Below are 18,144 nucleotides of genomic sequence, written 5' to 3'. Positions count from 1 at the left end.
AGTTATGAATTTTACACTCATAACTTTTCACTCCTAACTCATCACTTTTGACTTTTGACTATTCTGCGGCGGTAGAAGTCAAGGACATTGTTTCCCACAACACCATCTGAGGTGTTGTTAGTACAGGCTGATGTAGGGCAATCAACTGGGCTAGGGTGTTCTTTAATTGGGTACGGGGTACGATATCATCAACAAAACCGTGCAGGAGTAAATCTTCAGCAGTCTGGAAATTCTCGGGTAGTTTTTCCCGCAGGGTTTGCTCAATCACTCGCCGACCGGCAAAACCAATGGTTGCCTTGGGTTCTGCCAAAATGATATCGCCCAACATCGCAAAGCTAGCGGTAACGCCGCCCGTTGTGGGATTGGTTAAAACAGGAATATATAATAATCGGGCGTCTTTATGGCGCTGTAGGGCTGCGGAGATTTTCGCCATCTGCATCAGGGAGAGCATTCCTTCTTGCATTCTCGCGCCACCGGAGGTGCAGACGATAACTACAGGATACCGCCGTTGAGTGGCTTGCTCAATCATGCGGGTGAGTCTTTCTCCCACGACTGAACCCATGCTACCACCCATGAAGCGGAAGTCCATAACCCCAAGGGCAATGGGCAAACCATTGATTTGACCTAAACCAGTTTTAACTGCGTCTATTAAGCCAATTTTCTCCTGCATCTCCCGCAAGCGATCGCTGTAGGGTTTGCGATCGCGAAATTCCAACGGATCGCTTGGACGCAAATGCTCGTCTAGCGGTTTCCAGGTATTGTGATCTATCAGTTGACGGATGCGCTCATCGCTGTCTACCCGATTGTGATGACCACATTCGGTACAAACCATCTGGTTGGCTTTCAGGTCTTTTGTATATGCCAAAACACTGCACTTAGAACATTTATGCCACAGCCCATCAGCAATTTCACGTTCTTGGCGTTCGAGGCTGGTAGATCCTGACTTCCGTCGATTTGCAAACCAATCAAATAGAGACTTTAAACCGCGTGATTCTTCGTTGTTAGCCATTTTTTATTTTATTTTAAGTGGGTATGAGGTCGAAAACATGTCAAGCCGTATCGGGTTGTCTTTAGCCTTTGGTCATTTGTCTTTATTAATGACTAATAGCTACATCGTCAAACTACGCTTTTAAGCAATTCAGACCTTAATTTTCATCTTTGGTTGCCAGCTTAACGAAAATACTTATGCCAATACAAGTCTCTTGCTCTTTTTTCAGCAGACTTAATTATATGGACATACTGACAAAGCCATGAGAATACCAACCTCCAAATAAGATGCTTTCTCCCTCCTACCCAAATCAATGATTTGTATTGCTAGGTTATGAGCAATCAGCATCTGTTGCACTAGTTGTGCTTGCCAACGGTTAATCGTCGTTAACGGATTACGGAAGTTCCCACCTTCAATGTATTCATAAGGTGGGGATTGTGAGCGGCTGATGACGATTGCATCCAGAATATATAAGGAATCACCGATTTCTCGGATATTATAGTTAGTGTCTTGACCCTCCGGGTTCAAAATCGCTTTTTGAGGGAAACCCTCAAGACCACGTTTTTCACCATCAATGCCACAAGCGAAAACCAAGCTTATAGGTATATGTTGCAAGAAAACCCTTCCCTACGGGACGCTACGCGTAGCTTGCTTCTCCGAAGGAGTAGGGCAGAGCTATGGGTAAAAGATTTGGGTCTTGGGAACCAGGACTTCTGCCCTTGGAGGGATGTCAGACCAATAGAACTACGGAGTTCTCTTGGATATTCCCGATGAATTGGGAGAGCTACATCCGTCTAGACGGCGGCGTAGTTCATAAGGGTAATACAAGTCACAAGCTGAATATTATCAAAATATCAAGGGTAGATGGGGTAATGCTGGTTACAGTCACAAATTATAAATATTTATTATGAATGGGCATTGGGCATTGGGCATTGGGCATGGGGCATGGGGCATGGGGCATTTAGTTATTCTTTCTTCCCCTGCTTCCCCTGCTTCCCCTGCTTCCCCTGCTCCCCCTGCTTCTCCTGCTCCCTTATTCCCCACTCTCCACTCCAGTTCAAGACGCTGGAAAAAATAACCGCAGGTAGCTAGATAAAATGGCTTCGCCGCTAAATAGAGTAATCACAGATCCTAAAGCCAGAAAAGGGCCAAAAGGCATCTTTTGTCCTAACCTTGGTAGTGATGTCTTTTGACTCGCGGCTTTGCCTCTACGCATAATGACAGCGCTACCAATTAACGCTCCTAGCACACAAGCAATAAAACTAGCTAAGAGCAAATATTTCCAGCCTAACCAGGCTCCCATCATGGCTGCTAACTTGGCGTCACCTGCACCCATTGCAGCTTTACCAAAGGCAATTGAACCCAATAGGGCGATCGCATCAAATAACCATAAGCCCAATACTGCACCGACTATCGCCATCATCAGGTGATTTACCAATGCCACGGAACTAGCCTCTGGTAAAAAACCAACCACCATTTGAAACAAAATCCCCACCACCAAACCCGACTGAGTAAGTGGATTGGGTAAAGTCATTGTATCTAGGTCGATAAGTGATAGCGCCAATAACCAACTACAAAAAGCCCAATAGCCTATTGTTAAAGTCGAAACTTGGAATACCAAAAAAACTAGTAAAAAAATTATGCCCGTTACCCCTTCTACCACAGGATAACGGACAGAAATTTTGCTTTTGCAATATCGGCACCGCCCTTTTAACGAAATCCAACCAAATACTGGTACATTGTCGTAAGCTTTTAGCTGGTTTAAGCAGTGGGGACAACGAGAGGGCGGCCAAAGAATTGACAACCCAGCAGGTAGCCGATAAACAATAACGTTGATAAAACTGCCAATAGATGCACCCAAAGCAAAGACCATTACACTCGCCGGAATGGCGAACAAAATGTCCATACAATCATTTGTCCTTTGTCATTTGTCCTGTGTCATTTGTCGTTTATCTTTTGTCCTTTGTCGAGAACTAATACTTCGGCAACTCTACCAGACGCACTCGCGTTCGCTCAGTACAAGTGACCAATGACTAATGACCAATGACCAATGACCAATGACTAATGACTAATGACTAATACATGTGCGATTCTATTTGACTCAAGGGCACAAAACATTCTTGAGGTAAAAGAACTGGTTGGTTAGTGAAAATAACCTTACCTCGATGAGTCACACGATTAATTGCTACACCGGAAGGTTGCCCAGCTATTTCGGGATGTACTTCACAGTGAGTATAGTATATCTGCCCGGCGGCTCTGATTAGGGCGGGATCAATCAAAGGCGATTGGTTCTTTGGGGCGGTAAAATTTACTTGACCTTGTCGTAATGCGTACACTATCGACTGTTATTTGATTGCTAGATTTCCCTTTAGTCTACCCGAAACTTATAGCAAAGGTTGCCAAATTGCCCAAGTGGCATTATTTATTATTTTCCTTCAAGAGCTAAAATCAGTGCATCGCCCATAGCGCGGCAACCTAAAAGGTTTTTTCCTGGAGAAATTATATCCCCGGTGCGATCGCCTTGTTCTAAAACTTGCAATACGGCTTGTTCGATGTGATCTGCCGCTTTTGGTTGGTCTAAACCGTAGCGTAACATCATCGCCGCACTCAAAACCTGTGCCAGAGGGTTAGCTTTATCAAGTCCGGCAATATCTGGGGCGGAACCGTGGACTGGTTCAAAAACACCAGGCCCAGAAGCACCCAAACTAGCTGAGGGTAACATCCCAATACTACCTGTGAGCATGGCAGCAGCATCAGAGAGAATATCACCAAACAAATTACCTGTGACAATAGTATCGAACTGCTTGGGAGAGCGTACTAACTGCATAGCAGCATTATCTACATATAAATGAGAGAGTTCGATATCTGGATATTCTTTAGAAAGTTGGGTGATGCGATCGCGCCACAACTGAGATACTTCTAATACGTTCGCCTTATCCACTGAACAAAGTTTTCCGCCACGTTTTTGCGCCGCCTCAAAAGCTACCCGTCCAATGCGTTCAATTTCCGATTCGGTGTAAACCATTGTATTTACACCGCGTTTCTCACCAGTTTCTGTGGCAAAAATCCCTTTGGGTTTACCGAAGTAAATCCCACCAGTGAGTTCACGCACTACCATAATATCCACGCCTTCCACAATTTCGCGTTTTAAAGTCGAGGCGTCGATTAGCTGGGGCAAGATTTTCGCTGGGCGCAAATTGGCAAATAATCCCAAACCTGCACGTAATCCTAACAAACCTGCTTCTGGGCGTAAATTGGATGGCAGAGAATCCCACTTATAGCCTCCAATGGCTGCGAGTAACACAGCATCACTGTTACGGCAGGTATCTAGAGTGGCAGATGGTAGGGGTTCGCCTGTGGCATCAATTGCTGCACCACCGATGAGGGCTTCTTGGAATTGAAACTTCAGATCAAATTGCTTCCCTACGACTTTCAGCACGTCTACCGCCACTGCCATAATTTCAGGGCCAATGCCATCGCCGGGGAGTAGAGTAATGCGGTAGTTCTGGGTCATAGCTGGTTATTACTAGGTAAATGCTTGCAGATCAAATATCATACCTAGCAAAATGTACCGATGGAGTTTTTAATTTATTTCGATGTTTGTTGTCTGAATCGCCCTTTTGATGACCAGACACAAGAACGGATTTTTTTAGAAGCCGAGGCAGTGCTTCGCATTTTAGCTATTATTCAAATGGGTGATTGGCGGCTGCAAGGAAGCGAAACCTTTGATGATGAGCTTCGGAACACTCCTGAAGGAGCAAGAAAACGGCAGATGCAGATTTGGGCTGCTTTAGCAATTAGTAAAGTGAATATAACTCAACAAATCGCATTTCGTGGTGGGGAACTTGCCCAAATGGGCTTTAAAGACTACGATGCGTTGCATATTGCTTGTGCAGAAGTTAGCAATGCCGATGTTTTGCTCACAACTGATGACAGAATGTTACGTTTGGCTGCAAGGCACAAAGACTTGCTACAAGTGAGAGTAGAGAACCCGCTTCAGTGGCTCAGAGAAATTGCAAATGATAGATGTTAGTAAGTTAACTCAAACTCAAATTCAGCAATTAGGAATAGATACGCTGAGTTTAGCTCTTGGCCCAGCAGGAATGGGGCTATTTATGCATCAATTTGATCTAGGCAGTGGTGATTACACGCGAGATAGGGATGAAATATTGGGAAACCCTACTATTGAGGAAATAGTTGCCCGAATCAAAGAAAGGCGAATCTCACAGGTTGAAAGTTCAGATGTTCTGCCCAAAGTTACAAATATGAAAATGCTAGATGTAACTAAACTTACTCAACGTGAGATTAGACAACTGGGAGTAGAAGCCTTAACAAAGGCTCTGGGCCCTGCTGGAATGGCAAGATTTATGCAGCAATTTGAAATAGGTAGTGGAGATTACACACGAGACAGGGATCAAATCTTAGGAAATCCCACTATCGATGAAATCTTTGCTCGCATTGAGGAGCGACGAAAACAGCAGGAGAAGGGCGAAAAGTAGAAAAGTTTTATGTGGTAGCGATCGCCTAAACTTGATAATTTAGACAATCGCTACAAATGCCGCCTTGCTTTATGACCTGTTCCAAACCTTGATGAAGGCAATCACTGAATATCCGCATTGATTTAGAAATCCAGGCGGGTGAAGTATATGGATTGATTGGGCCGAATGGCGCGGGTAAAACAACTCTCATCCGCATGTTCGCGACTGCTGAAGAACCAACTACGGGTGAGATTTATATTAATGGCGATCGCTTACTCCGTGACAAAGTAGTTATCCATTAAAACCCCGATTTTTTTGAGAAGTCGGGGTTCTTGCATTAAGGTTAAACTTTTAATTAGCACTAAGTATCATGACAATCTAACAATAATGCTAAATCTGCCGACTCAAGACCTACGCCATACAGCTATCCAGTTTTTAGAACAAAGTCCCCCACAGCGTCTACAAACTCTTAAGCAACTGGGCATAGCTCGTTATGATTTTTTAACTAAGATACGTCTAAATGAAGCAAATATAATCTGTATGATGGGCTTTTTTAAATATCCAAGTCAGCTAAAATTTCCGAATCTAATAGGAGCAGATTTATCTGGTTTAATTTTAGATAGAGTAAACTTCATCCGAGGAAATTTATCTGGAGCGAATCTGCAAAATACCAGTTTAGTAAATGCAGACCTATTATTTGCTAATTTTACGAAAGCTGATTTGAGAAATGCAAATTTACAAGGTGCAACTCTTAATGAGACTATTTGGTTAGAAGCTCTAGTAGATAAGTGTCAGCTTGGCGTAGGTACTGGTTTAAATCATCTGCAACGTCAAGATTTACAATTACGCGGTGCTAGATTCAATTCTTGAAAAAATGGTAATTAAAACACACAAAATTATAAGATTATTAAATTGAGATTGACCTGGATAAGTTAATGAGTATTAAATTGCCCCAAAAATTGATGTTGCTGGGTTCAGGAGAACTAGGCAAAGAATTTGCGATCGCTGCTCAACGTCTTGGTAATTATGTGATCGCCGTTGACCGCTACGCTAATGCTCCAGCTATGCAAGTTGCTGATGCTTATGAAGTTATTTCTATGCTCAGTGCTGATGATTTAGAAGCTGTAGTGACAAAACATCAGCCAAATATTATTATACCAGAAATTGAAGCAATCAGAACAGAAAAACTGATCGAATTTGAACAGCGAGGAATTACAGTTATACCGACTGCGACTGCTACTAACTATACAATGAACCGCGATAGAATTCGGGAACTGGCACATCAACAATTAGGCATCAGAACGGCTAAATATGGATATGCAACAACTCTAGAAGAATTGATTACAGTTTCTAATGAAATTGGGTTTAGTAATGTTGTTAAACCTGTGATGTCATCCTCTGGTAAAGGTCAGTCTGTAGTGCAGGATAAGACTGAGGTTGAGAAAGCTTGGAATTATGCGATGCCTGCGGCGGGCGTAGCCATCGCTAATTCTAGAGGAGACAGTCAAAAGGTCATCGTAGAAGAATTTATTAACTTTGAAATTGAGATAACTTTACTGACAATTAAACAGTGGAATGCACCCACTATTTTCTGTTTTCCTATTGGCCATCGCCAAGAACGAGGAGATTATCAAGAATCGTGGCAACCCGCACTAATTTCTGAAGACAAGATATTAAAAGCTCAAGAAATGGCCATAAAAGTCACTGATGCGTTAGGAGGAGCCGGAATTTTTGGTGTTGAGTTTTTCATTACCAAAGACGAAGTTATTTTTTCTGAACTTTCTCCCAGACCTCACGATACGGGAATGGTGACATTAATCTCACAAAATCTCAATGAATTTGAATTACATCTAAGAGCAATTTTAGACTTGCCAATTCCTCATATAGAACAGCTAGGAGCATCAGCCAGTGCGGTAATTTTAGCTTCAGAAAAATCTGATTCTATTAGTTTTGGTGGTGTAGCCGATGCTTTGTCAGAAAAAGATGTAGATATTAGATTATTTGGTAAACCTAATGCTCATCCATATCGGCGAATGGGCGTAGCTTTGGCGAAGGGTGTAAATGTCCAAGAGGCTAGGGAAAAGGCTACTAGAGCTGCAAGTAAAATCACAATTAATTCATAGATTTTATTACAAGTAATCACCCGAACTTGATAAACCCCCCTTAAAAAGCTTGTCGTTACCCACATTTTTGTAATAGTCAAAGTGTCGCGCTTACCCAATATCCCGCCGAGAACTTAAGTTCTCGGCTGATAGCTAAAGTCCACTCAAGTGGACTGAAATTTTCCCTTTTACATAAGATAGTCTTCTACATGGCTGAAAATCTTGTATTTAGTCCTCTTGAGAGGACTTTAGCTATTAGCCTTGGAATTTATTCCGAGGCGGGAGAGGAAGATTTTTGGAAAACAAAAACCGCTCACCATTAAAGCACAATTATGAAAATTTTTGCGATCGCGCGGCTGATGCTATTACATCGGTGAAGAAAATCTATCAACTTGATCATCTACCGTTTGATTGATATACGTTAAAATCCTAAATCTACGGCAATACGGTGGGCGCAAGCAAACCCAGAAAAAGCTACTGCATTCAACCCTTGACCCGGAAAGGTACTATCGCCTACACAATAAAGTCCTGGAATAGCTGTGCGATTAAAGGGCATACTTAATAACCCCTGCAACTTGCGCCGGGGAATTGGCCCATAAGTACCATCCTGACGACCCAAAAAGCGGCGATGGGTGCGGGGTGTCCCCACTTCCAGATAATCCAATCCAGCATCTAATCCGGGAAAAATCTTTTCTAGGCGATCAATAATTCGCCAAGCCGCCTCTTCTTTCTTTGCTTCGTACTCACTCGGAGAAAGTTTTTGCCAATCATCAATCCAGTGAGGCGTAAAGGCATGAATAATGTGATATCCACTTGGTGCTAAATCTGGGTCAAGCAATGTGGGAATCGAAACAAAAACTGTGCCTTCCACTGCTGTCATCTTTTCCCAATCTTCCAGCAAAATATGGTGGCACTCTGTCCCCGTAGGTAAAACTGACTCCTTTACCCCCATGTGCAAACTCAAGAAGCTTGGAGACTTTTGATAATTTTGTTGCCACTTTTTCTCATTATATGGCATTTTTCCTGCTGGTAATAATTGTTCAAATGTATCCCAGCGTGTGGCGTTAGAAACTATGCGTTTACCCCGATATACTTTACCATTAGCCAGTTGCACACCTACCGCTTTTCCCTGTTCTGTGAGAATTTGCGTGACTCTAGCTTGATACTGAATCTTACCTCCAGCCTTCTCTAGACCTTCCGCCAGTTTTTGGGCAATTTGTCCCACCCCGCCTTTGGGATAGTTCACTCCGCCATAATGCCTGTCAGAAAAGACCATCCCAGCATTAATCATTGGTGTCATGTCTGATGGAACCACTGACCAGCAATAACACTCCATATCGATAAATCTCAATAATTGCGGGTCTTTAATGTAGCGCCGCGCCACATCCCCGGCATTTTGGGGTAGATACTTAGCTAAACCGAGACACGCCAAAGGATGCTGGAAAAATACCCGCAGTAGATACCGAGGTTCTTCCAGCGACAGCAAATCCATGCTGTTGAGACACTTGAATACTTTTTGGCATTCGTCATAAAAGCGACGAATCCCTTGTTCTTCATGGGGAAAATGAGCAATAAGATTTTGCAAAAATTTTTCATAAACCCGGTCAACCTTCAAGTTTAAACCTTGGGGTAGATGATAGTGAATCTGCACCGGATCTGCGATCGCTTCTTGGCTAACATTCACGGCTGACAAGGCGCGAGTGAGTAAATTAGTAGTGCCGTTCTGTCCCAGCCCAAAAATCATCGATGCGCCAACATCAAATCGATAGCCTTGGCGTTCAAAATAACCAGCGCTACCTCCTGGAATCAAATAACGTTCCAGTACCAGCACTTTCGCTCCCTTCGCTGCTAACTGGGTCGCTGTTACTAATCCGCCAATACCAGACCCAATCACGATCGCATCAATATCTTCCATTTTAGTCATTAGTCATTAGTCATTAGTTATTCTCCCCCATCCCCTCTGCCCAATGCCCAATGCCCAATGCCCAACAAAAAAAAGAGGGACGAGCCTGCTACTGCTGGCTAATCCCGTCTGCCGATCCTTAAAAGAGAGGAGAACACTGTATAAGAATATAGCCTTGATTGAGAATTAATGTCAACTACTAATGAAAAATTTTATCAATAAATTTGAGGCTGTTAATTATCAGCTGTCAGCCGGATGCAGGAAAGAGTATTATGGTGTTTTCAGTTCTTATACAATAAAAAAGCCGCTATTTCTGCCTATGACGCTACAATTGCGCGTTTATGTTCCACCCCATCCTCTGATAAAACACTGGCTGGCAGTTGCCCGTGATGCAGGCACACCTTCAGTATTATTTCGCAGTGCGATGACTGAGTTGGGAAGATGGCTGACTTATGAAGCTGCGCGAGACTGGTTGCCAACCCAAGAAACGACGGTGCAGAGTCCCTTGGATACCTGTTTGGCAACCGTGATTGATCCGCAGATACCAGTAGCAGTAGTACCGATTCTGCGGGCTGGACTAGGATTACTTGAGGGAGCGCAGACTTTACTGCCTTTAGCATCGATTTACCATCTTGGTTTGGCGCGAGACGAAGAAACACTGCAACCTCATTGTTATCTGAACAAGTTACCAGAAAAATTTGACCCCCAAACACGAGTGTTAATTACCGATCCAATGTTGGCAACAGGAGGGTCGATGATGGCGGCAATGGCAGAATTGACACAACGGGGTGCTGATCCGACCTTGACCCGGATTGTTTGCGTAGTGGCGGCTGCACCAGCTTTGCAAAAACTGAGTGCAGCTTATCCAGGTTTAATAATTTACACGGCGACTATTGACGAAAAACTTAACAGCAAGGGGTATATTGTACCGGGATTGGGAGATGCAGGCGATCGCATCTTTGGGACTTAAGCTACTATGCAGCTAGGGCAGGAAAATAGCATAACTACTGTAAAAGTTGCAAGGTTTGTTGAAGGCGGTAAAGATATGAGTCAACGAGATGGTTTTGGCAGTGGTTTTGTAGCAGGGGCGTTTGTCGGTGGCGTATTTGGCGGTGTTATCGGGGCACTGATTGCTTCTCGACGCAATCCAGAATTGCTAGCAGAGGAGGAGACAGAACTGACGGATAGCCAAGTCGAAGCGAAGAAAATAGCAGCAAAGCGGCGTCAGATGAAAGCCTCAGAAAGCGAGAACATCGGTATAGAAACGGCTAGGCGATCGCTAGAAGATAAAATTGCCCAGCTAAATGCCACAATTGATGATGTGCGGAAGCAACTGGGAAATGTTAATAGCGGTTCACCTCAAGCAACTAATGACCGCTCCCTCACTAAAGACTCCTGAGGTTTGTTCAGGCGTGGTGAAAATGTCAAGTGTGGTAAGTGCTAAATCCCCAAACATCATGACATAGACTAAATTAAAATTAAAAGATAAGACCGCGTTTGACACTTAGTAGGAAACAAAGCTATCCATGAGTTTACTGATTACGACACTAGTTACCTTTGTCACCTTTTATAGCTATTTGCTACTTATCCGGGTTTTGTTGACCTGGTTCCCGACAATCAACTGGTATAACCAGCCATTTGCTGCTTTAGCCCAGATAACCGACCCTTATTTGAATCTATTCCGTTCCATTATTCCCCCATTGGGCGGTATGGATTTTTCTCCGATCTTAGCTTTCTTCGCGCTCAACTTAGCTGGTGGCTTTCTGAGAGCCATTCCTTATTAATTAGCCTGCCATCTATTCGTACAGAGATTTTGATTAGTACCCCAATAAAAATTTTTGTAGAGATGCCAATTGTAAAAGCGTCTCTACAATTTTTATCAGGAGGAGTTCATCTACTCGCAATCAGAAAATCGAGTGAACGCCCCATCACTTTTACCACCGTGTAACCAAAAATCTTTTCGGCGGCTGGGTTCCAAGCTCGAACCAGAAACTCAGTACTCCATTGAATTACCGCTATCGACGTTTGTTGGATCAGCAATGATAAGCGTTTTTGGGAGTTGCAAAGTGCAGCTTCAGCGCGTTTGCGATCGCAGCAAATTCGACTAAATACAACGGCTGATCTGTTTTGGAATCCTTGATTACAAAGACACCGTAATCAACCGGAATCTGCTTTACTGAGTATAGTACAAACTTGTCGCCGTCAAGAACGGTCTCTCATTAATTTTTTGTACAAGTTTTCATGGCTCAGTCTGATGATTCTCAACTCTGTGCATCTCTAATTCCGAAATCTTAGACTCTCAGCCTACTAGTAGAGAAACGGTATTCATACGGGAGAAAATACTCTAGTCAGGGAAACCTAACAAATGTGGAGGGTGCTAAAGTACCGCGTCCTTTTTCCTCTCCGGTTGAAAGCCAGTCCCGTGAGGTTTTATGAAACAGATCAAAGATAAAATTACAAATAAATTAGAGCGACTATTTGAACAACGGTTAGTGCCTCGTTTGGTACGGTGGGGAGAATACCTAGAAACCAAAATCAGGCGCTATAAGCATCAAGAGCTAAAGAGTCAATTAAAATTTTGTGGATCAGGTCTAAGATTTAAGCGAGATATTAGAATTGACCATCCGCAAAATGTATCTCTGGGGAATAAAGTCTACATCGGCCCCGATGTCTTATTAGATGGACGTGGTGGAATCACAATTGGCGACAACACCACACTTGGATTTAACGTTGTTATCCTTTCAGCAAACCACGACTATCAAAGTAATGATTTGCCATATCAACATAATGTCTACATTCATAAACCTGTTGTTATCGGTCGCAATGTTTGGATTGGCGGAAATGTCCTAATTATTCCAGGAGTTTCCATTGGAGATGGTGCAATTGTGGCGGCTGGTACAGTTGTAACTGCGAATGTTGAACCTTTAGCAATTGTTGGAAATCAACCTATGAGAACAATTAAATACCGCGACAAAGAACATTATGAACAACTTGCGAACAAGCAAGAAAATCGGGATAATTCATAATTCATAATTCATAATTAATAATTAATAATTAATAATTAATAATTAATAATTAATAATTAATAATTCTTATCCTATGGCAAGTAGGGTGGGCACATTAATGTCCACCTTACTTGCCTAAACGATCGCTGGTGTATTTCCACGCTTACTTTGAGGTGTTGCAACCATCCGCATTCCGGCCGGTGTGGCTATAGTTAACCCACGGCGCACAGGACGCACAGGACGTTTGTTCTCTAGCGATACTTGAAATTCTGACAAAATAGTTGCCAAGACGATTTCATTTCATACTGGGCAAATGCCATTCCAATACAGCGACGATTACCGCCACCAAAGGGTAAATATTCATAAGGTGAATATTGTCTTTCTAAAAAGCGTTCTGGTTTGAACTGCTTTGATTGTGGGTAGACTTCTTCCCGATGATGCGCCAAATAAATGCTGGGGACGATTGCCGTTCCCTCTGGCAGTTCGTAGCCCATAATTTCAATTGGGGTCTTCACAATCCGCACGAAAGCAGTCATGGCAATTGGGTAAATTCGCAATGTTTCTTGGCACACTGCTGTCAAATAAGGGAATTTAGCCACAGTATTCAAATCGGGGTTAACTCCAATGGTGTTGAGTTCCTGTAGCAACTTTTCACGCACCTCTGGTAAATGGTCAATCCAGTAAAAAGCCCATGTCAATGCAGAAGCGGTAGTTTCATGTCCTGCAACTAGCAGTGTCATTAACTCATCGTGTAATTCTTCATCTGACATCCCTTGACCAAATAATTACTAATTCGTAATTCGTAATTCGTAATTAAAGGTACAGAGCAACTAACTAAAGTTTATGGAGACAAATAAATTTATTCCTTATTTCAGAGCAAACGACTTCAGTTGTGGGGTAATAATTACGAACTTGTACTGAGCGTAGCCGAAGTATTACGAATTATAAATTACGAATTATTTTGACCATCCTGATAACGAGCAGCCATCATCAAACTCAGGATATCTTGGCGATTTTGATCGGATTCAGCCCGACGTTCTCGAAGCAAAGCATAAATAAGTTGATCAATTTTTTGCCGTTGTTGCAAAATCCAACCCCACGGACTCCACGCACCGAAATCTTTTTGCACGAACCTGAGAAAGAAGGCGCTAGACATTACGGGTGAACTGATGAAGTCTAGTAAATCACTTAGCGATCGCCTCAGTGACTCAAAAAGCTCTCCCTCATTTAAACCAAATACAACCCGCAGCATAACACGCAAGGTGATTTCTTGCATCGACTCTCGGATATTAAAAGGCTTGCCAATTTGCCATTGATTACTCACTTGTCGAGTTATTTCCTGGATATCCTGACCATAACCCCGCATCCTTTCGCCATGAAAAGGAGGAGCTAGTAGTTGCCGTTGGCGCTGGTGGCGATCGCCATCCGCTAACATAAAGGAGCGATCGCCAAGTAAAAATCTTAGTCCTATGTTCCCCCTCCCAACCTCAAAATGGTTGGAATCAGCAGTAAAAATCTGCTCAAGAGCTTGGGGTTGACTAAAGTACACAAGATGGTTATCAGAGCGACTACTCCTAATGGTAAAAGTGTCACCATAGATTTTGGCAAAATCATCCACATATTTTACAGGCTGACCAATAAACTTGATCATCTGCAACCAGCGCGGCATTTGAGGCCCATCAGGCAAATTGTAAGTTGCTGTCATCGGAGTTTGTGGAATTGATGGCTTCTGAATTTTATTGTTACGAGTTTTCATGTTCTTAAGGCCTACATAAAGCGGTATATTCTTGTAATAGCAATTTAAAAAATGATTTCGACAAATGGAGCGCCCAAACCGATTACCACTAGCTCTTTCATAATCCAAAATCCAAAATCTAAAATGGTATAAGGCCGCATCGGAAGCAAGCAGTGCCAAAAATCATCGCTATTCTCAACGGTAAAGGAGGAGTCGGTAAAACGACCACCGCAGTCAATCTGGCTGCAAACTTTGCGAAGAAAAAAAAGGTACTGCTGATTGACGCAGATATTCAAGGTTCTGCCAGTTGGTGGTTTGGGCGCAGTCAGCAGGGAATGGGATTTGATTTATCTCAAGAAACAGATCCCACACTTTTAGGTGATTTACAAAAGATAACAGGTTACGATTTAGTAGTAGTGGATACGCCTCCCGCGCTGCGCTCTGAAGCATTAGTGGCGGTAGTTGCGATCGCAGATTATCTAGTTTTGCCTACACCCCCAGCCGCAATGGATTTAGCTATCCTAGTGGAAACAGTCAAGCAAGCCGTCATCCCCGTGGGAACTCCCCATCGGGTACTGCTTACCAAAGTTGATACGCGCAGTATGGGAGAAGCACTAGAAGCAAAAAACACTCTCACTCGATTAGGTATTCCTGCTTGTAATACCTTTATCCGTGCTTATAAAGCTCATGAACGAGCGGCACTTGAGGGTGTAGCGATTAGTCAATGGCGAGGAAGTAATGCACGGGAGGCGGAGTTAGACTACCGCCGTGCAGCTGATGAATTACAGCGTGATTGGAGAAAATAATAATGGCTAGGAAACAAAGTCTCTCTGACTTACTACAAGAAGAGGCGCAAAAATTTACACCCCCAGAAGGCGAATCTGCGATCGAAGTTACAGCACAAGAAATTGCCGAAGAACAGGCTTCATCAGATGAAGAATCCTCAGCCCAAACATCTGAGGCAAATTCTACTAAGCGTACAAGCCCAACTAAGGCTGATTTAGAAGCAACTGTCAAAGAGTTGACAGCTAATCTGGAAAAAAGCCATAAAAATGAAGTATCTTTAGAGCAAGAAATTGCTGATTTGCAATCAAAATTATCTAAACAAAAAACATTAGCATCAGAACAAAAATCATTAGTAGAACAGGTAACAAAAGAACTTGACGAAACCAAAAAAACAGCGCTGCAACTAGCAGAAGCAAATTCCAAGCTTATAGAAGAAATTAATGCTTTAAAACAAACAGCAGAAGATAATTCTAAACTTGCTGTAGCTGTAAAAGAAACTAGTGCTATAAAACCCGTAAAAGAACACTACAATCCACTTAACTACAAAAAATCACATCGGTCATCAGAAAAACTAGCTCAAAATCAACCACAAAATCAACCAAATGAGTATCCTGAGAGTTCTAATGAGATGTGGTTACTTGACTAGTACAGCTTGACGCAAATCCAGCTACAATTAACCAGACAAGGGGCAAAATCCCCTTGTCGGAGGTAGGCAAAATTCCGCCAGAGTGTACTATAATCATTCAATCAGATAAAGCCTACTTACTAAGTAATAAACTGCTTTAAAGAAGTTAACCTCAATAAATAAATTGATAAAATAGTAAAAACTACAACAAAAAATCCTTCAATTATAAATATTCTACTCAAAGGAGTTCCAAAAACTCCTATATTTATACCGACTTGATAAGGTTTAATGAGCAATAAGAATAAGTATTGCCAATATTTATGTAATGAAAATAAACCAAGAGAGTATTGAGATAATTTTTGTACTAGGAAATTTTCTTTTATTTATTTTCGGGAATAAACATAACAGAAAATAGTTATGGCTCCACAAATAATGGCAATTCTTCCATAAATGCTTAAGTCATAGCCAGATGTACGCAAATAAATGTCATGGAATGAAAACAATATAAATGCAATTAGGTAAGAAAATTTGAAATTTAATAATTTATCAGGAAAATTAGTTAAGTAAAAAGCTATGGGAATATAAATAACAAAATTTATTAGCCAATAATAAGGAATACTCAAATTTAGTAAGCAACACGCTTCAAAATAAAATAAACCTTTTAGTGAAAGCGATCAACACTTGATGCCAACTCGGCATTTGTAGATGTAATGCACCACAAGATAGTGCATCGATAGAGGCAAGACTTTGATTTTTATATCCAATGCGGGAAACGCGTAGACGCGGAGCGGCTTGTCGTCAGACATCGCGCACTTTCAGATTACTCAAAAACTGAGTTGCTAAATAATCAAACGGGGGAAACATTAATTTACTTAATGGGGAACCACTCGCCAGCCCAGCACTATCAATTAACACCAGTTTTTTTACAACTTCCGGGTAAGTCAACGTAAAATCAATTGCAGTTGCACCCCCCATCGAAGCGCCTACCAAAATTACAGGTTGGTTAATCAGGCTTTTCCAGAAATAATAAAGATGGGTTTTAATCGCAGTTGGGCTATAAGCAATTCCTGAGAGTCTATCTGTAAACCCAAAACCCAACAAATCTACAGCCCAAGTTTCATTATCTCCAGAAAGTAGTGGCAAAAGCCGCCGAAATTCTAATACAGAACTATCAAAGCCATGAATTAATAAAATAGGAGTTCTACCACTTCCTTGCTTGACAAATGTTGTGGTAACTGATTGATTAATTAAAGGAGTAGGGATCGCAGAACTTTGAATACTTTGAGCTAGTGCGATCGAGGCAGATTCTGTCAGTTGCCCAACTGCTTTAGGAAGAAAATTCGGAAACATAAATTTAAGTTTATCGTACTAGCTTGCTTCCACGTATCGCTGATTTTGTTAAACAACAAAATTACACAAACTAACATGCTGAAATATTAATTTTAATACATAAAACATAGTCTAGAGACTCTCAAAAAATTCTAACTCCCAACTTCTAACTCCCTAGTACAGACGCGATTAATCGCGTCTCTCCCCACTCCCCGAAAAATTATGACATCAAAGAAAGTTTAGCAAAATGTCAAAATTGGGACTAAAGCCACGTACAATTAATATCGCCTATCCCTTAATCCAGGAGCTAATGCCATGCCAATGGCCGTTGGCGTAATTGAAACTTTAGGTTTTCCTAGTGTCTTAGCAGCAGCAGATGCAATGGTCAAAGCTGCCGCAGTCACACTTGTGTATTATGGTCAAGCCGAAAGCGCTCGCTTGCTAGTTGCTGTCCGGGGACACGTTTCTGAAGTAAATAGAGCTGTTGAAGCCGGAATCGCTGCTGGAGAGCAAGTAAAGGTTGGTACAGTAATCACTCACTACATCGTTCCCAATCCCCCGGAAAATGTGGAAACCATATTACCAATCCATTTCACTGAAAAATCAGAACCTTTCCGCATGTTCTAAGCAATTTTGCTATCAACATCTGTAGCGAAGCTTCGTACAATTAATTTGTAGCCCCCATATCGTTTATTCATACAGGAGATTAATAATGTCATTACAGGCAGTTGGAGCACTTGAAACGAAAGGTTTCCCTGCGGTGCTAGCAGCAGCAGATGCTATGGTAAAAGCTGGTCGAGTCACCCTCGTTGGTTATATCAGAGTAGGTAGCGCTCGCTTTACAGTTAATATTCGTGGCGATGTTTCTGAAGTAAAAGCCGCTATGGCTGCTGGTGTTGAAGCCGCAGAAAATGTTTATGGCGGTACATTAGAATCCTGGGTGATTATTCCTCGTCCCCATGAAAACGTTGAAGCTGTTCTACCAATTGCTTACACAGAACAAGTCCAAGGATATCGAGAATCTGTAGAAAATCCCATTGTTAGATCAAACAGTCGATAGATTCAAACTCCTGCGGGGGAATTCAAAACAAAAAATTCCCATAAATGAATTTAAAGAGAAGTTTCTTGTCAGACTTCTGACTATCAAAACTTTAGAGGATTGCAAACTTTTCTGTTTTTAGATTTTGCATAAG

General features: G+C 42.1%; 21 protein-coding genes and 3 pseudogenes. 13 read left to right on the top strand and 11 right to left on the bottom strand.

Features of this window, described 5'->3' with window-relative positions; genetic code table 11:
- Positions 1–58: 58 nt before the first annotated feature.
- The 6 genes from accD to leuB all read right to left on the bottom strand — a co-directional run bounded on the left by accD (position 59) and on the right by leuB (position 4,502).
- Entirely contained in the window at positions 59–1,009 is a 951-nt protein-coding gene (gene accD, locus LC586_RS03680; protein WP_100899962.1) for an acetyl-CoA carboxylase, carboxyltransferase subunit beta, read from the bottom strand.
- 213 nt (positions 1,010–1,222) lie between these two features.
- Entirely contained in the window at positions 1,223–1,603 is a 381-nt protein-coding gene (locus LC586_RS03675) for a hypothetical protein (RefSeq protein WP_229483101.1), read from the bottom strand.
- Between the two features lie 270 nt (positions 1,604–1,873).
- On the bottom strand, positions 1,874–2,032 hold the full coding sequence (locus tag LC586_RS03670) for a histidine kinase (protein WP_229483099.1): 159 nt from the start codon (positions 2,030–2,032) through the stop codon (positions 1,874–1,876).
- A gap of 13 nt (positions 2,033–2,045) precedes the next feature.
- Entirely contained in the window at positions 2,046–2,894 is an 849-nt protein-coding gene (locus LC586_RS03665; protein ID WP_229483097.1) for a prepilin peptidase, read from the bottom strand.
- Positions 2,895–3,063: 169 nt separating this feature from the next.
- Positions 3,064–3,324 (bottom strand): hypothetical protein, encoded by a 261-nt coding sequence (locus tag LC586_RS03660; RefSeq protein WP_229453967.1) that lies wholly within the window; start codon positions 3,322–3,324, stop codon positions 3,064–3,066.
- 89 nt (positions 3,325–3,413) lie between these two features.
- Entirely contained in the window at positions 3,414–4,502 is a 1,089-nt protein-coding gene (gene leuB, locus LC586_RS03655; protein WP_229483095.1) for a 3-isopropylmalate dehydrogenase, read from the bottom strand.
- 60 nt (positions 4,503–4,562) lie between these two features.
- Here leuB and LC586_RS03650 point away from each other — a divergent pair, with 60 nt between their 5' ends.
- The 5 genes and pseudogenes from LC586_RS03650 (at position 4,563) to purT (ending at position 7,589) form a co-directional block, all read left to right on the top strand.
- Positions 4,563–5,021 carry a PIN domain-containing protein gene (locus LC586_RS03650; RefSeq protein WP_229483093.1) on the top strand — a complete coding sequence of 153 codons (459 nt, stop codon included), beginning with the start codon at positions 4,563–4,565 and terminating at the stop codon, positions 5,019–5,021.
- The gene (locus LC586_RS03645; RefSeq protein ID WP_229483092.1) at positions 5,008–5,487 is read left to right on the top strand and encodes a hypothetical protein; all 480 of its coding nucleotides are present in this window, start codon (positions 5,008–5,010) and stop codon (positions 5,485–5,487) included. The genes LC586_RS03650 and LC586_RS03645 overlap by 14 nt, the downstream gene beginning before the upstream one ends.
- A 116-nt stretch (positions 5,488–5,603) precedes the next feature.
- Positions 5,604–5,753 (top strand): annotated as a pseudogene (locus LC586_RS03640) (ATP-binding cassette domain-containing protein); the annotation flags it as partial.
- A gap of 100 nt (positions 5,754–5,853) precedes the next feature.
- A complete protein-coding gene (locus LC586_RS03635) occupies positions 5,854–6,336 on the top strand; it encodes a pentapeptide repeat-containing protein (RefSeq protein ID WP_229483090.1) in 483 nt (160 codons plus the stop codon).
- A 65-nt stretch (positions 6,337–6,401) separates the two neighbouring features.
- The gene (purT, locus tag LC586_RS03630; RefSeq protein ID WP_229483088.1) at positions 6,402–7,589 is read left to right on the top strand and encodes a formate-dependent phosphoribosylglycinamide formyltransferase; all 1,188 of its coding nucleotides are present in this window, start codon (positions 6,402–6,404) and stop codon (positions 7,587–7,589) included.
- A 400-nt stretch (positions 7,590–7,989) separates the two neighbouring features.
- Here purT and crtH read toward each other — a convergent pair whose 3' ends face one another.
- Entirely contained in the window at positions 7,990–9,492 is a 1,503-nt protein-coding gene (gene crtH, locus LC586_RS03625) for a carotenoid isomerase (protein ID WP_229483086.1), read from the bottom strand.
- 298 nt (positions 9,493–9,790) lie between these two features.
- Here crtH and upp point away from each other — a divergent pair, with 298 nt between their 5' ends.
- From upp to LC586_RS03610, 3 genes are all read left to right on the top strand, one after another.
- Positions 9,791–10,441, top strand: a complete 651-nt coding sequence (gene upp / locus LC586_RS03620) for a uracil phosphoribosyltransferase (protein ID WP_229483232.1) — start codon at positions 9,791–9,793, stop codon at positions 10,439–10,441.
- A 75-nt stretch (positions 10,442–10,516) separates the two neighbouring features.
- Positions 10,517–10,870: a ssl2009 family thylakoid membrane protein gene (locus LC586_RS03615; RefSeq protein WP_229483230.1), complete on the top strand. Its 354-nt coding sequence runs from the start codon at positions 10,517–10,519 to the stop codon at positions 10,868–10,870.
- Between the two features lie 127 nt (positions 10,871–10,997).
- The gene (locus tag LC586_RS03610) at positions 10,998–11,255 is read left to right on the top strand and encodes a YggT family protein (RefSeq protein ID WP_229483084.1); all 258 of its coding nucleotides are present in this window, start codon (positions 10,998–11,000) and stop codon (positions 11,253–11,255) included.
- Positions 11,256–11,361: 106 nt separating this feature from the next.
- Here LC586_RS03610 and LC586_RS41820 read toward each other — a convergent pair whose 3' ends face one another.
- On the bottom strand, positions 11,362–11,571 hold the full coding sequence (locus LC586_RS41820; protein WP_369010515.1) for a PAS domain S-box protein: 210 nt from the start codon (positions 11,569–11,571) through the stop codon (positions 11,362–11,364).
- A 332-nt stretch (positions 11,572–11,903) separates the two neighbouring features.
- On the opposite strand from LC586_RS41820, the gene LC586_RS03605 reads away from it, so the two are divergent.
- A complete protein-coding gene (locus tag LC586_RS03605; RefSeq protein ID WP_229483083.1) occupies positions 11,904–12,497 on the top strand; it encodes an acyltransferase in 594 nt (197 codons plus the stop codon).
- A gap of 114 nt (positions 12,498–12,611) precedes the next feature.
- Here LC586_RS03605 and LC586_RS03600 read toward each other — a convergent pair.
- Together LC586_RS03600 and LC586_RS03595 are read right to left on the bottom strand one after the other, a co-directional pair.
- A pseudogene (locus tag LC586_RS03600) lies at positions 12,612–13,246 on the bottom strand (cytochrome P450); the annotation flags it as partial.
- 179 nt (positions 13,247–13,425) lie between these two features.
- Positions 13,426–14,232, bottom strand: coding sequence for a cytochrome P450 (locus LC586_RS03595; RefSeq protein WP_438822870.1), 807 nt, complete (start codon positions 14,230–14,232; stop codon positions 13,426–13,428).
- A gap of 152 nt (positions 14,233–14,384) precedes the next feature.
- Here LC586_RS03595 and LC586_RS03590 point away from each other — a divergent pair, with 152 nt between their 5' ends.
- Together LC586_RS03590 and LC586_RS03585 are read left to right on the top strand one after the other, a co-directional pair.
- Positions 14,385–15,017: an AAA family ATPase gene (locus LC586_RS03590; protein ID WP_229483082.1), complete on the top strand. Its 633-nt coding sequence runs from the start codon at positions 14,385–14,387 to the stop codon at positions 15,015–15,017.
- Positions 15,018–15,019: 2 nt separating this feature from the next.
- Positions 15,020–15,643, top strand: coding sequence for a hypothetical protein (locus LC586_RS03585; RefSeq protein WP_229483080.1), 624 nt, complete (start codon positions 15,020–15,022; stop codon positions 15,641–15,643).
- 639 nt (positions 15,644–16,282) lie between these two features.
- Here the strand turns inward: LC586_RS03585 and LC586_RS03580 are convergent.
- Positions 16,283–16,972 (bottom strand): annotated as a pseudogene (locus LC586_RS03580) (alpha/beta fold hydrolase); the annotation flags it as partial.
- A 294-nt stretch (positions 16,973–17,266) separates the two neighbouring features.
- On the opposite strand from LC586_RS03580, the gene LC586_RS03575 reads away from it, so the two are divergent.
- Both LC586_RS03575 and LC586_RS03570 read left to right on the top strand, forming a co-directional pair.
- Positions 17,267–17,578 (top strand): BMC domain-containing protein, encoded by a 312-nt coding sequence (locus LC586_RS03575; RefSeq protein WP_229483079.1) that lies wholly within the window; start codon positions 17,267–17,269, stop codon positions 17,576–17,578.
- An 85-nt stretch (positions 17,579–17,663) separates the two neighbouring features.
- Positions 17,664–18,011 carry a carbon dioxide-concentrating mechanism protein CcmK gene (locus tag LC586_RS03570; RefSeq protein WP_109011757.1) on the top strand — a complete coding sequence of 116 codons (348 nt, stop codon included), beginning with the start codon at positions 17,664–17,666 and terminating at the stop codon, positions 18,009–18,011.
- The last annotated feature ends 133 nt before the right edge of the window (positions 18,012–18,144 follow it).

The organism is Nostoc favosum CHAB5714, from assembly GCF_020829495.1.
GTDB classification, from domain to species: domain Bacteria; phylum Cyanobacteriota; class Cyanobacteriia; order Cyanobacteriales; family Nostocaceae; genus Nostoc; species Nostoc favosum.
This window is presented reverse-complemented; position numbering and strand designations above follow the sequence as displayed.

What these genes read in the sequence shown, in the direction of transcription:
- accD (WP_100899962.1), bottom strand. Translation starts at nt 1,009, where the DNA reads ATGGCTAACAACGAAGAATCACGCGGTTTAAAGTCTCTATTTGATTGG.
- LC586_RS03665 (WP_229483097.1), bottom strand. Translation starts at nt 2,894, where the DNA reads ATGGACATTTTGTTCGCCATTCCGGCGAGTGTAATGGTCTTTGCTTTG.
- leuB (WP_229483095.1), bottom strand. Translation starts at nt 4,502, where the DNA reads ATGACCCAGAACTACCGCATTACTCTACTCCCCGGCGATGGCATTGGC.
- LC586_RS03650 (WP_229483093.1), top strand. Translation starts at nt 4,563, where the DNA reads ATGGAGTTTTTAATTTATTTCGATGTTTGTTGTCTGAATCGCCCTTTT.
- LC586_RS03645 (WP_229483092.1), top strand. Translation starts at nt 5,008, where the DNA reads ATGATAGATGTTAGTAAGTTAACTCAAACTCAAATTCAGCAATTAGGA.
- LC586_RS03635 (WP_229483090.1), top strand. Translation starts at nt 5,854, where the DNA reads ATGCTAAATCTGCCGACTCAAGACCTACGCCATACAGCTATCCAGTTT.
- purT (WP_229483088.1), top strand. Translation starts at nt 6,402, where the DNA reads ATGAGTATTAAATTGCCCCAAAAATTGATGTTGCTGGGTTCAGGAGAA.
- crtH (WP_229483086.1), bottom strand. Translation starts at nt 9,492, where the DNA reads ATGACTAAAATGGAAGATATTGATGCGATCGTGATTGGGTCTGGTATT.
- upp (WP_229483232.1), top strand. Translation starts at nt 9,791, where the DNA reads ATGACGCTACAATTGCGCGTTTATGTTCCACCCCATCCTCTGATAAAA.
- LC586_RS03615 (WP_229483230.1), top strand. Translation starts at nt 10,517, where the DNA reads ATGAGTCAACGAGATGGTTTTGGCAGTGGTTTTGTAGCAGGGGCGTTT.
- LC586_RS03610 (WP_229483084.1), top strand. Translation starts at nt 10,998, where the DNA reads ATGAGTTTACTGATTACGACACTAGTTACCTTTGTCACCTTTTATAGC.
- LC586_RS03605 (WP_229483083.1), top strand. Translation starts at nt 11,904, where the DNA reads ATGAAACAGATCAAAGATAAAATTACAAATAAATTAGAGCGACTATTT.
- LC586_RS03595 (WP_438822870.1), bottom strand. Translation starts at nt 14,232, where the DNA reads ATGAAAACTCGTAACAATAAAATTCAGAAGCCATCAATTCCACAAACT.
- LC586_RS03585 (WP_229483080.1), top strand. Translation starts at nt 15,020, where the DNA reads ATGGCTAGGAAACAAAGTCTCTCTGACTTACTACAAGAAGAGGCGCAA.
- LC586_RS03575 (WP_229483079.1), top strand. Translation starts at nt 17,267, where the DNA reads ATGCCAATGGCCGTTGGCGTAATTGAAACTTTAGGTTTTCCTAGTGTC.
- LC586_RS03570 (WP_109011757.1), top strand. Translation starts at nt 17,664, where the DNA reads ATGTCATTACAGGCAGTTGGAGCACTTGAAACGAAAGGTTTCCCTGCG.